Annotated in this window: 12 protein-coding genes; 5 read left to right on the forward strand and 7 right to left on the reverse strand. The window is 71.5% G+C overall.

All coding sequences use genetic code 11. From position 1 onward, the window contains the following. Positions 1 to 15 precede the first annotated feature (15 nt). A complete protein-coding gene (locus ACYVID_RS10085; RefSeq protein WP_460736596.1) occupies positions 16 to 378 on the reverse strand; it encodes a GRAM domain-containing protein in 363 nt (120 codons plus the stop codon). 125 nt (positions 379 to 503) lie between these two features. Here ACYVID_RS10085 and ACYVID_RS10090 point away from each other — a divergent pair, with 125 nt between their 5' ends. Continuing rightward, on the forward strand, positions 504 to 1,322 hold the full coding sequence (locus tag ACYVID_RS10090) for a hypothetical protein (RefSeq protein ID WP_460736598.1): 819 nt from the start codon (positions 504 to 506) through the stop codon (positions 1,320 to 1,322). Positions 1,323 to 1,345: 23 nt separating this feature from the next. Here ACYVID_RS10090 and ACYVID_RS10095 read toward each other — a convergent pair whose 3' ends face one another. After that, positions 1,346 to 1,645, reverse strand: coding sequence for a hypothetical protein (locus ACYVID_RS10095; RefSeq protein ID WP_460736600.1), 300 nt, complete (start codon positions 1,643 to 1,645; stop codon positions 1,346 to 1,348). Beyond that, positions 1,642 to 2,943 (reverse strand): MFS transporter, encoded by a 1,302-nt coding sequence (locus ACYVID_RS10100; protein ID WP_460736602.1) that lies wholly within the window; start codon positions 2,941 to 2,943, stop codon positions 1,642 to 1,644. The genes ACYVID_RS10095 and ACYVID_RS10100 overlap by 4 nt, the downstream gene beginning before the upstream one ends. 38 nt (positions 2,944 to 2,981) lie before the next feature. Between ACYVID_RS10100 and ACYVID_RS10105 the strand changes: the two genes are divergently transcribed. Next, complete coding sequence (locus ACYVID_RS10105) at positions 2,982 to 3,689, forward strand: ion channel (protein ID WP_460736604.1); 708 nt, start codon at positions 2,982 to 2,984, stop codon at positions 3,687 to 3,689. A 1-nt stretch (position 3,690) separates the two neighbouring features. Here the strand turns inward: ACYVID_RS10105 and uvrB are convergent, their stop codons facing one another. Further along, positions 3,691 to 5,829: an excinuclease ABC subunit UvrB gene (gene uvrB / locus ACYVID_RS10110; protein ID WP_460736606.1), complete on the reverse strand. Its 2,139-nt coding sequence runs from the start codon at positions 5,827 to 5,829 to the stop codon at positions 3,691 to 3,693. A gap of 120 nt (positions 5,830 to 5,949) precedes the next feature. Here uvrB and ACYVID_RS10115 point away from each other — a divergent pair, with 120 nt between their 5' ends. Genes ACYVID_RS10115 through ACYVID_RS10125 form a run of 3 tightly spaced genes read left to right on the forward strand, consistent with a single transcriptional unit; the run spans position 5,950 to position 9,684 of the window. Continuing rightward, positions 5,950 to 7,761: a right-handed parallel beta-helix repeat-containing protein gene (locus tag ACYVID_RS10115; protein WP_460736608.1), complete on the forward strand. Its 1,812-nt coding sequence runs from the start codon at positions 5,950 to 5,952 to the stop codon at positions 7,759 to 7,761. Next, entirely contained in the window at positions 7,758 to 8,399 is a 642-nt protein-coding gene (locus ACYVID_RS10120; RefSeq protein WP_460736610.1) for a hypothetical protein, read from the forward strand. Before ACYVID_RS10115 ends, ACYVID_RS10120 begins: the two co-directional genes overlap by 4 nt. Before the next feature lie 22 nt (positions 8,400 to 8,421). After that, positions 8,422 to 9,684, forward strand: a complete 1,263-nt coding sequence (locus tag ACYVID_RS10125; protein ID WP_460736612.1) for a phospholipase D-like domain-containing protein — start codon at positions 8,422 to 8,424, stop codon at positions 9,682 to 9,684. A 5-nt stretch (positions 9,685 to 9,689) separates the two neighbouring features. On the opposite strand, the gene ACYVID_RS10130 is transcribed toward ACYVID_RS10125, so the two are convergent. From ACYVID_RS10130 to ACYVID_RS10140, 3 genes are all read right to left on the reverse strand, one after another. Continuing rightward, on the reverse strand, positions 9,690 to 10,631 hold the full coding sequence (locus ACYVID_RS10130; protein WP_460736614.1) for an SCP2 sterol-binding domain-containing protein: 942 nt from the start codon (positions 10,629 to 10,631) through the stop codon (positions 9,690 to 9,692). 19 nt (positions 10,632 to 10,650) lie between these two features. Next, positions 10,651 to 11,595: a DNA-3-methyladenine glycosylase family protein gene (locus tag ACYVID_RS10135; protein ID WP_460736616.1), complete on the reverse strand. Its 945-nt coding sequence runs from the start codon at positions 11,593 to 11,595 to the stop codon at positions 10,651 to 10,653. Between the two features lie 307 nt (positions 11,596 to 11,902). After that, positions 11,903 to 12,133 (reverse strand): helix-turn-helix domain-containing protein (locus ACYVID_RS10140; protein WP_460736618.1); only part of this gene is annotated, 231 nt, incomplete at its 5' end.

Below are 12,133 nucleotides of genomic sequence, written 5' to 3' on the forward strand. Positions count from 1 at the left end.
ACCCGCTGGCCCCCTCTAGCCCGAGCTCCTCAACCGGTCGCGCTCCTCCAGGATCCTGCGCGCCTTGCCGGCGAGGTCGTTAACGACGAACAGGTGGGTCCCTCGGGCGGTCACCACACCCAGCCGAGCGCGCAGTCCCCCGCCGAAGAAATGCTTCAGGTCGCGCGGCACACGGACGACGTCGGTGATGTCGCGCAGCGGCACCGAGGCGCCGCGCCCCGACAGGCTGGCGTCGAAGCGGTGCGGCTCGAAGAGCAGGCGCTGGTCGGTGAGGTAGAGGTGCCCGCCCACGGCCCGCTGGTCGCTCTGGGTGCGGTTGGCGCCCCAGCGCTCCAGGAGGGTCTCCCCTGCGCCCAGCTGGGTCTTAGGCTGCTTCATCGCCCCACCTGCCGCTGTCGTCGGGTGCACGGTCCGGGCCATCGTGCCGGGGCTCGGGAGGACCCAGCAAACCGTGGTGCGCCGTCGGTTAGCGTGACCCCGCTCGCCCATTCTCGGAGGTCCACATGAGCACCGTCCCGGGCCTGACCGCCAAGCCGGTCAACCCGTCGTGGCGCAGGCGCGAGGCGGGGACCTTCCTGGCCACCGGCATCGCGGGCCTCACCGGTTCCTACGTGCTGCACAGCCAAGACCTCCCAGACGACGCGCTCCTGTTCCGGTCGGTGGTGTGGTACTCCGTCGGTGCCGCGGTCCTCTGCCTTGCCTACTCCCTCGCCGTGGTGTGCGTGCGCCGGTTCCCGACCGCACGCTCCGCGCGGTTCGCGGGCCAGCCAGCGGTGCTGCTCCCGACCTGGCCGTGGCGATGGTGGTTCAACTCAGCACTGGACCTGGGACTGCTCGTCCTGAGCGGCTTCTGGGTCTACCTGGCGTGGAACGCCACCATCGACCGGCTCTTCTCGATCGGCTTGGCGCTCGTGCCGTTCACGTACTTCGCTGCGCGCTGGTCGATCAGGGTTGCCGGGCGCTGCCGGCGCGAGGCGCTCTGGGTCACCGCGACCGAGATCGTCCACGACTCCGAGCGAGGTCGCGCGCGGGTCGCGCGCGCCGACGTGGTCCGGGTGCAGGGCTGGGACGACGGTGACCATGCTGGGAACGACGTCCTGGGCGTCCGCTCGAGCACGCCCGCCCGCCGGTCGTTCGGCCCGCCCCTGCTGACGATGGTGCGCTCCCCGAGATCGGCGATCGACACGTCGGTGAGCACCACGCTGATGGGGCACCCGGCACCCGAGATCGCGGCCTGGCTCTCACCGCCTGAGGCTCCCGACGAATCCGGTGCCGAGCGCGCGCCCCGCCGGTGGCGGCTGTGGCGCCGTCGCTCGGGCTGACCCTCCGGGTCGGCCAGCCTCGGTCAGGAGCGCTCGCCCGGACCGGGGACGTCGGCCTCCCAGCGGGCCCGGCGCTCGGCGTCGGTCTGCTCCCACCACGGGGTGCCCCGCTCGCCGAGCGCGACCTTCGCCGCCTGGACGCCGTCGCGTGCGGCCCGCTCCTCGTCGGTGCCCTTCGTACGACGCACCTCGCGGCGCCAGGCCATGAGGATCTTGCGCAGCTCGGCGGCCCGCTCCTCGGGGACGTCGGGGTCGGTGGCGCGCCAGCGGCGGCCGTCGATGACGACGTGCCTGCCGTCGGGGGTGCGCTCCGGCTCCCTCACCGCGCGCGCACCTCGGCCTGGAGCGCCGCGCGGTCGAAGACGCGGCGGGCGCGGACGCGGTAGCGCACGAGCTGGGTCAGCCCGACCGCCCACAGGACGTACTGCGTGGACATCGCCCACCGGAACGCCTCCGGCGGGTAGTCGGTGCCCGAGCCGGGGGTGCGCCAGTCGAGCACGAGCCCGATGGCGATCACCAGCAGCAGGCTGGCGGAGAAGCCGCCGACGTTGATGATGCCGCTGGAGGAGGCCAGCCGCTCGACGGGGTTGGCGGTGCGGCCGACGTCGAAGCCGATCATCGAGGCCGGTCCCCCGATGCCGACGACCACGACGAGCAGGACCAGCAGCCAGGTCGGCGCGTCGCCCGGCCACAGCAGGACCACCGTCCACACCGTGACGATCGACCCGACGATGACCAGCGCCATCGACGAGCGGTGCCACGGGTGCAGGCCGACCAGCCAGCCGAGCACCGGGCCCGCCACGACGACCGCCACGACGAGCAGGCTGAGCAGCAGGCCCGCCTCGGCCGCGCTGCGCCCCTCGCCGCGCACGAGGAAGGGGTAGCCCCACAGGAGGCCGAGCGCGGTGGCGCTGAACTGGGTGCTGAAGTGGATCCAGAAGCCCAGACGAGTGCCGGGGTGCGCCCAGGAGGCGCGCAGGCTCGCGCGCACCGACGCCCACGCCATCGTGGCGCCGCGGTGGTGGCGCCCGGACGGCCCGTCGCGGAGCACCACGACGGCGACCAGGCTGAGCACCACGCCGATGGCCGCCGAGGACAGGTAGGCCCCCGTCCAGCCCAGGCTGCCCAACGCCCAGGTCATCGGGGCGGCCGCGAGCAGGGCGCCGCTCTGGCCCAGGGTGCCGCTGAGCTGGGTGAGGAACGGGATGCGCCGCGGCGGGAACCACGTCGCGACCAGCCGCAGCAGGCAGATGAAGGTCATCGCGTCCCCCAGCCCGACCAGGGTCCGGGCCAGCAGCGCCAGCACGAAGGTCTCCGCGAGCGCGAAGCCCACCTGGGCCACCGCCATCAGCAGCGCGCCGGTCAGGATCACGCTGCGCGGGCCGAACCGGTCGACCAGCAGGCCCACGGGCACCTGCATCCCGGCGTACACCAGCAGCTGCAGCATCGTGAAGGTCGCCAGCTGCGCGGCGGTGATGTCGAAGCGCTCGGCCGCGGCCAGTCCGGCGACCGCGAGGGAGGAGCGGTGGAAGACCGCCAGGAGGTAGAGCGAGAGCGCGCTGCCCCACACGAGCCAGCCCCCGCGGGACGTCTCGTCGTCGGCGTCGGCGGGGGGCGTCACGCCGCCCATTGTCCTCCGCGCTGTCCTAGGGTCGCGGGGTGACCCGACCCGCACCCGGCCCGCACCCCGACGGCCTGCTCGGCCGGCACCCCTCCGCGGTCCTGCTGGGTGCCCAGCTGCTGGTCGTCCTGGCCTACCCGTTCCTCGAGGACAGCGCCGCCGGTCGGGCCGTCCTCGGGGTCTTCCAGATCCTCGCGGTGGGCGCGGCCGTCGCCGCCGTACGACGCACGCCCGCCCTGTCCTGGGTCGCCCTGACCCTGGGCGCCCCCGCAGCGGCGTTCAGCGTGGCCGAAGCCCTCGCCAGCGACACGGCGTGGGTGCTGCTGGTCAGTGCGGCACTGCACGCGCCGTTCTACTTCTACGTCTCCTACTCGATGATCCGCTACGTCTTCCACGACGACCGGGTCACCAGCGACGAGCTCTACGCCACCGGCGCTGCCTTCACCGTGGTCGCCTGGGCGTTCGCCTACCTCTACGCCGCCGTCCAGGTCCTCGACCCAGGCGCCTTCGTCGGCACCGGCGAGACGGCGGAGCGCAGCTGGTTCGAGCTGCTCTACCTCTCCTTCTCGGTCCTCACCAGCGTCGGGCTGTCCGACGTCGTGCCGGTCGCCGCGCACGCACGCTCGATCGTGGCGGTCGAGATGGTGGCCGGCGTCCTGTACGTCGCGCTGGTGGTCTCGCGCCTGGTCGGGCTCGTGGTCAGCCGGCAGGCGATGAAGGTGGTCGAGGAGGGGCCGGAGGACTGAGCTACTTCTGCGCCTCGATCATCTGGCGGAGCTCCTTCTTCAGCTCCTGGATCTCGTCGCGGAGGCGGGCGGCCACCTCGAACTGCAGCTCCGCGGCGGCCTCCTTCATCTGGTCGGTGAGGTCCTGCACGAGCTGGGCGAGGTCCGCACTGGGCATGCCGGCGAGGTCCTTGGCGTGCTTGCCGGCGTCGCCGGAGGCCAGGACAGGGACCGGCTGGCGCTTGCCGACCTTGCCGGCGCGGCCCTTGGCCTCGGTGCCGGCCCAGGTCTCCAGCAGTGCCTGGGTGTTCTCGTCCTCGCGGGCGAGCATGTCGGTGATGTCGGCGATCTTCTTGCGCAGCGGCGTCGGGTCGATGCCGTGCTCGGTGTTGTAGGCGATCTGCTTGGCCCGCCGCCGGTTGGTCTCGTCGATCGCGGCCTCCATGGAGGGCGTGATCTTGTCGGCGTACATGTGCACCTGTCCGGAAACGTTGCGGGCCGCGCGACCGATCGTCTGGATCAGCGACTTGTCCGAGCGCAGGAACCCCTCCTTGTCGGCGTCGAGGATCGAGACGAGCGAGACCTCGGGCAGGTCGAGGCCCTCGCGGAGCAGGTTGATGCCGACCAGCACGTCGTAGGCGCCCATCCGCAGCTCGCGCAGCAGCTCGATGCGCTTGAGGGTGTCGACCTCGGAGTGGAGGTAGCGGGTGTTGATGCCGGCGTCGAGGAGGTAGTCGGTGAGGTCCTCGGACATCTTCTTGGTCAGCGTCGTGACCAGGACCCGCTCGTCCTTCTCGGTGCGCAGCCTGATCTCGTGGATGAGGTCGTCGATCTGGCCCTTGGTCGGCTTCACCACGACCTCGGGGTCGATCAGGCCGGTGGGCCGGATGATCTGCTCCACCACGTGCGGCGGCTTGTCGCCACCCACCAGGTCGAGCTCGTAGTCACCGGGCGTGGCGGAGAGGTAGATCGTCTGGCCGATCCGCTCGAGGAACTCCTCCCAGCGCAGCGGACGGTTGTCCATCGCGCTGGGCAGCCGGAAGCCGTGCTCGACCAGGTTGCGCTTGCGGGACATGTCGCCCTCGTACATGCCGCCGATCTGCGGGACCGCGACGTGCGACTCGTCGACCACCAGCACGAAGTCCTCGGGGAAGTAGTCGAGGAGCGTGTTGGGTGCGCTGCCCCGGCTGCGGCCGTCCATGTGCATCGAGTAGTTCTCGATGCCCGAGCACGAGCCGACCTGGCGCATCATCTCGATGTCGTAGGTGGTGCGCATCCGCAGCCGCTGGGCCTCCAGCAGCTTGCCCTCGCGCTCGAAGACCGCCAGCTGCTCCTCCAGCTCCTTCTCGATCCCGGCGATCGCGCGCTCCATCCGCTCCGGGCCGGCGACGTAGTGGGTGGCGGGGAAGACGTAGAGCTCCTCGTCCTCGGTGAGCACCTCGCCGGTGACCGCGTGCAGGGTCATCAGCCGCTCGACCTCGTCGCCGAAGAACTCGATCCGCACCGCGTGCTCCTCGTAGACCGGGAAGATCTCGAGGGTGTCGCCGCGGACCCGGAAGGTGCCGCGGGTGAAGGACATGTCGTTGCGCGTGTACTGGATCTCCACCAGCCGGCGCAAGATCGAGTCGCGGTCGTGCTCCTCCCCGACCCGCAGCCGCAGCATCCGGTCGACGTACTCCTGCGGGGTGCCCAGGCCGTAGATGCAGGACACGGTGCTGACCACGATCACGTCGCGGCGCGTCAGCAGCGAGTTGGTCGCGGAGTGCCGCAGCCGCTCGACCTCCTCGTTGATGGAGGAGTCCTTCTCGATGTAGGTGTCGGTCTGGGGGACGTAGGCCTCGGGCTGGTAGTAGTCGTAGTAGGAGACGAAGTACTCCACCGCGTTGTCGGGGAAGAGCTGGCGCAGCTCGTTGGCGAACTGCGCGGCCAGCGTCTTGTTGGGCTGGAGCACCAGCACCGGGCGCTGCAGCTGCTCGGTCACCCACGCCACGGTCGCGGTCTTGCCGGTGCCGGTGGCACCCAGCAGCACGACGTCCTTCTCCCCGCCCCGGATGCGCTTGCTGATCTCGGCGATCGCCGCCGGCTGGTCGCCGGAGGGCTGGTAGTCCGAGACCACCTTGAACGGGGCGACGCGGCGCTCGAGATCGGTGACTGGACGCATGGGCTCGAGCCTACGAGGGACCACCGACAGTCGGCTTCACCGCGGCGGGCGCCCCCTCTTCCCATACGTGAACATCGCTCATATTGTCGCAGCACTGCTCCCTCCTCCCCTGGAGTCCCCGTGCGCCGTCCCGCTGCCCTGTCCCCCGCCCTCCCCGGACTGCTCGCCCTCCTGGGCCTGCTCCTCGCGCTGCTGCTGCCGGTCGTCCCGGCCTCGGCGCACGAGGAGCGCGAGTCCCAGTTCCCCGCCGGCGACGGCACCGTGCCGGAGAAACGCTCGTTGAGGCAGGCCGCCGACGTGATCGTGGTCTGCAAGCCCGACTCAGGCCGCCGGATCGCGAAGATCCGCGACAGGAGGCTGCGCGTCTTCAACCAGCGACTGCTCCAGCGCTGCGAGCACCGGCACATGCAGGCCGCCGTCGACGCGGTGCGCAGGCAGCGCACGAACATCTACGTCCTGCCCGGCGTCTACCGCGAGCAGCCCAGCTGGGACGTCCCGTGCATGGAGGGCTACGACGGCGGGATCGTGGAGTACGACCAGATCGTGTCGTGCGGGGAGATCCTCAACCTGGTGACCATCGCCGGCGACGACCCTGCTGACCCCGACATCACGTGCGACAACCAGCTCTGCGACCTCCAGCTGCTCGGCACCGGCGCGCGGCCCGGCGACGTGCACCTCAAGGGCGGCTTCACCGAGGAGGGCGACTGGCTCAAGCACAACGGGATCAAGGCCGACCGGGCCGACGGCTTCTACCTCGGCAACATGAAGGCCACGCTCTTCCGCGAGAACGCCTTCTACGTGCACGAGACCGACGGCTACGTGCTGGAGGACTTCGAGTCGGCGTACAACGACCTCTACGGCGTGCTGACCTTCGCCTCCGACCACGGCGTGATCCGGCGCTGCGACACCCACCACAACGGCGACTCCGGCGTCTACCCCGGCTCCTCGGCGGACGTGAACTCCACCAGCACCACCACGGGCCCGCTGAACCGCTGGGCGGTCGAGGTCTACCGCTGCGACATGCACCACAACGCCCTGGGCTACTCCGGCACCGCGGGCAACTCGGTCTACGTCCACGACAACCGGATCCACCACAACGGGCTCGGCTTCATCGTCGAGTCGATCCTCGGCGGGCACCCCGGCATGCCGCAGGACCACGGCTGGTTCGAGGACAACCTGATCTACAGCAACAACGAGAACTACTACGAGCGCTACGTCCAGGGCGAGGACGCGCCCTGCCAGGCCGCGACGCCCGAGGAGGTCGGTCACCAGGACGGTGTCGTGTGCCCCGCCTTCGGGTTCCCCGTCGGCACCGGCGGCATGGTCATCGGCAACCACAACTTCATCAACTCCAACCAGGTCTGGGACAACTGGCGGCAGGGCTTCATGCTCTTCTGGGTACCGCCGGCGCTGATGCGGGGCGACTACGACCCGACCCACCAGCAGGACAACTCCAACTTCAACGCCTTCACCAAGAACGAGCTGGGCTACTCCCCCTCCGGGAAGGTCCTCCCCAACGGCATGGACTTCTACTGGGACGAGGCCGGTCAGGGAAACTGCTGGCAGGACAACCTGACCGCGCCCGGCAAGGAGGTCACCCACAACTACGCCGTCGGCCTGCCGGACTGTGGCAACCCCTCCCAGTGGCCGATCGGCAACCTGGTGAAGACCACGCAACTGCTGCCCTGCGCGGTCTACGACCGCTACTCCAACACCGACCCGGTCGGCTGCGACTGGCTCGACACCCCGGAGAAGCCCGCGACCGACACCGGGGCCCGCGGCGGCACCCGCGCCGCCGGGGCGCCCGAGGAGGACGGTCCCGGCACGCCCGCCGCGCTGGTGGCGGTCACGCTCCTCGGTGCGCTGGGCATCCGGGTCGCCGGGGCCCGGGTCGCCGGCGCGCGTCGTCGGCACGAGGAGGTCGGGTCGTGAGCCTGCTCGACGCCCGCCCCGACCGGACCCTCGGCCCCGGCTCCCCCGCCGGTACGACGTCCGCCGGGTCGTCCGCGGAGGCGCGCGCGCCCCGTCGTACCCGTCGTGCCCGCGCGGCGGCGGTCGGCGGGCTGCTCGCGCTGGTCGCGGGCGCCTGGGCGCTGGCGCCCCAGGCGGTGCTCGTGACCGACCCGGTGCCGTCGGTCCCCGCCGCGGACGGCCTCCTGGTCGAGGGCTACGGGCCGAGCGGCACCTTGGCGCTGCACTACCGCTACGGGCAGCGGACGGCGCTGACGATACCGCTGGACAACGCGTCGGTCGTCCCCTTCCGAGTCACCGGCGTGGAGCTGGTCGAGCCGACGTACCCGCTCCTGGCGCCGGTCGGAGGACCGGTCGAGCCCGTGGAGCTCGGTCCCTTCGGTGACGGCGAGGTGGTCCTGGAGTTCGAGTTCACGAACTGCCGGTACTACCACGAGCGCGCCAACAACACCTACGAGCAGGTGCGGCTCACCGGCACCTCGCTGGGGCGCGAGGTGACCCGCACGGTCGACCTCGCCGTGCCGCTGGTCGTGCACAGCCAGGTGATCATCAACTGCCCCGAGCGGACCTTCGTGCGCGGCGACGACCGGAGGATCTAGCGCCGGCCACTACCTTGGCCCCGTGAGCCCAGCCGACCAGTCATGGACCGACCGGGTCCTGCGCGCCCTGCGGCGCACGCTCCTGACGATCGTGGGCGTCCAGCTCGTGCTGGCGGTGAGCATGTCGCTGGTCGACTCCTACCGCCGGCGCGGCAAGAAGCCCGGCCCCTTCCCGGTCACTCCCCCGGCCCAGGTGCCCATCGGGGACAGCACCGTGACGACGTACACCTACGGCCAGCACCTCTACGACGACATGCTCGCCGCGATCGAAGGTGCGCAGCGACAGGTGCTCTTCGAGACCTACATCTGGAAGGGCGACGAGACCGGCGAGCGGTTCAAGCGGGCCCTGGCCGATGCCGCCGCGCGCGGCGTGGACGTCTACGTCATCTACGACGGCTTCGCGAACCTCGTCGTCTCGCCGGTCTTCAAGCACTTCCCGCGCACGATGAAGGTGTTGCGCTACCCGGTGTACGCCGCGGGCTTCCGGTTCTTCGACCTCAGCCGCTACGGCCGCGACCACCGCAAGATCCTGGTCGTCGACTCCGAGGTCGGGTTCGTCGGCGGCTACAACATCGGTGACGCCTACGCCACCGAGTGGCGCGACACCCACGTGCGCGTGACGGGCCCCGGGGTGTGGGACCTGCAGCGCGCGTTCGCCGACTTCTGGAACCTGCACCGCCGGCACCGGTTCCGCCCCAGCGAGCCGCCGCTGCTGCTGGAGACCCACTCGGAGTGGGAGCCGCGGATCCGGATCCAGCGCAACGTGCCGCGGCTGTGGATGTTCCCGATCCGCTCGATGTACCTCGAGGCGATCCAGCGGGCCAGCCGCAACGTCTGGCTGACCACCGCCTACTTCCTGCCCGACCAGGACTTCGTCGACGCCCTCAAGGCCGCCGCCCACCGCGGCGTGGACGTGCGCCTGCTCGTGCCGCTGAAGTCCAACCACATCGTGGCCGACTGGACCTCGCGCGGCTACTTCTCCCAGCTGTTGGAGTCAGGGGTCCGGATCCTGCGCTACCGCGACGCGATGGTGCACGCGAAGACCGCCACCGTCGACGGCACGTGGACCACCGTCGGGACCGCCAACATCGACCGGCTCAGCCTCTCGGGCAACTACGAGATCAACATCGAGGTCATCGACCGGGGACTGGCGCGGCAGATGGAGTCCATCTTCGCCGCGGACGAGTCGCACTGCCTCGAGCTCACCATCGGCGAGTGGGAGGCCCGCGACCTGCACCGGAAGTTCACGGAGTTCGTGCTCGCCCCGCTGCGCCCCCTGCTCTAGCGGACCTACGCCTTCGGGATGTCCAGCACCGAGGCGAGCTGCAGCGCCTTGGCCTTCTCCCCCTTGACCTTCAGCTGACCCTTGAGCACCCCGGAGACCGCCGAGAGGTGGCCGGTGGCCAGGCGCAGGAAGTCGTGGCCCTCGCAGGTGATGGTCGCGTCCCGGTGGCCGCCGGGGTCCCCGGCCTCGACCTTGCAGGCGCCGTGGTCGATCCGCACGACCCAGCGCTCGGGCTCGCCGCCGGGGCCGCCGAGCAGCCGGAAGCCGATGGTGAGGTCGAGCCGGGCGGCCCGCCGGGCGTTCACGAAGTCGGGCAGCCGGCGGAAGATCTCGTCGAGCACGACCGGGCGGAAGCCGCCGGACATCACCTCGCGCAGGTGGCTGATCGGCACGCCCGCCAGCGCCCGGGCCACGTCGACCGGGTCGAGGGCGGTGGGGTCCACGGCCACCGCGTCGGTGCCGGGGATCGTGAAGAGCCCGCCGACCGTGAGCGCCAGCGCGGCGTCGCCCTGGACGTGCAGGCGCCCGGCGAGGTAGTCCAGCGCGGCGTCGCCCTGCCCGCTGACGAGCCGGATGAACCCGACGACGCTCGTGCCGAGGACCACGTCGGCGGGCGCGGAGGCGGGCACGTCGACCTCGACCTCGATCGCCCCCGGGACCAGCCGCAGCAGGTGGTGACCGAGCCGCGCGTCGTCGCGCGTGAGGTCGATCCGCACCGTGCCGGTCGCAGAGGCGAGGCGATCGGGGTCTGCGTACTCGTGCAGGCGGGAGAGGACCCCGCGCACGGCCGGGAGCCGGATCTCCTCGCGGCCGACCAGCCGGCGCAACTCCTCGTCGGAGGCGAGCCGGATCGCGTCCACGAGCGCCACGGCGTCGGTGTCGGCGAAGAAGCGGGTGGCCTCGGCGGCAGTGGCGGTGCGGAGCGGCTCGAACGTTACCTGCGTCACACTGTCACGGTAACCGGCTTTACCGTCGGTGGCGGGTGACTTGCGCAGGCAGGTGGGTGCGTGGCGCCATCCGGGCCCCGCGCCGCGGCCGGTGCAGGCCGGCCATCGCCAAGAGCGCCGGCACCCGTCCGCGCTGGGGGCGCCAGGGCTCGAGGTAGGCGCGCATCTCCTCGTCGTCGAAGGGGGTGCCGGTCAACGCCCACCCGACGTCCTTGGCCACGTGGTAGTCGCCGAAGCTGACCGCGTCGGGGTCGCCGTGGGCCCGCTGGCGGACCTCGGCGCTGGTCCACTCCCCGATGCCGGGCAGGGTGCGCAACCGGCGGTCCGCCTCGGCGGGGTCGAGGGCCGCGGTGCGCTCGAGGGCATCGGCGACCCGGGCGGCGGTCACGATCGTGCGGCTGCGAGCGGGGTCGATGTGCATCCGCAGCCACTCCCAGGAGGGGACCGTGCGCAGGGTCTGGGCGTCGGGCTGCACCTTCAGCCCTCGCTCCGCGCCGGGGCCGGGGGCCGGCTCCCCGAAGCGGTGCACCAGCATCCGGAAGCCTGCGAACGCCTCCTGTCCGGTGACCTTCTGCTCGATGATCGCCGGCACCAGCGCCTCCATCACCAGGCCGCCTCGGCCCAGCCGCGCGTGGGGGAACCGACGCCGCGCCTCGACCAGCACCGGGTGGCGCGGCTCGAAGGCCGACCAGTCGTCCTCGCCGCCGAGCATCGCCGGCACCTGGTCCAGCGCCCACTGCGTGCCCGGCCCCCAGGCCTCGGCGTGCACCTCGCCCAGCCGCGCCTCGGCGTGGATGCTGAGCGTGACGAGCCCCTGCGGAGTGCGGAGGCCGCGCCAGATCCGCCCGTCCTCGTCGCGCTTCCACGTGGGATCCGCTCCCCCGTGCTTCTGCTGGCGCAGCACCGCCTCGACCGGGCAGGGCCAGTCCGGCCGCCAGACCCGTCGGGTGCCCGCCTCGCTCACGCGCTCGACGCTAGCCGAAGGGTCCGACGCTGCTCCGACACGGCCGGCTCGACGGCTCGGGCCGGTCCGTCCTGCCGTCGGGCCAGGCGGCGCCCGACCATGGCCTCATGGGTCGTCGCTTCCGGACGGAGTGGTGACCAGCCGCCTGCCCCGTGGTCGAGCTGGCGCGTCCGCGCCGTCTCGGAAGCCCGCGCGCCGGCAGGCAGCCTGTGGACAGCGGGGCCGGTGGGTCACGGTCCGGTCTCGATGCTCAGATCCCTTGTGGGCAACGGTCCTGAGGGTCTCGGAGTGAAGCTCCTATGTCTGGTCAAGCGGTCGCGAGCCATGCTCGGTAGCGGCTGACGACCTCTGGGGTGACGAACTGGCCGCGTTCGGTGCGGCTGATCGTCACCGGGGCAAGTCCGAGTGCGGCGGCGGCCGCGCCGATGGTGATGTTCTTGGCTTGTCGGGCTGGGCGCAGATCGTGGACGCCGAGGTCCTGGTGTGGACGGGTCAGCTGCTTGAACATCTCGCGTGCGATTGCTCGCTTGAGCAGTCG

It is taken from the genome of Nocardioides ginkgobilobae (assembly GCF_054781275.1).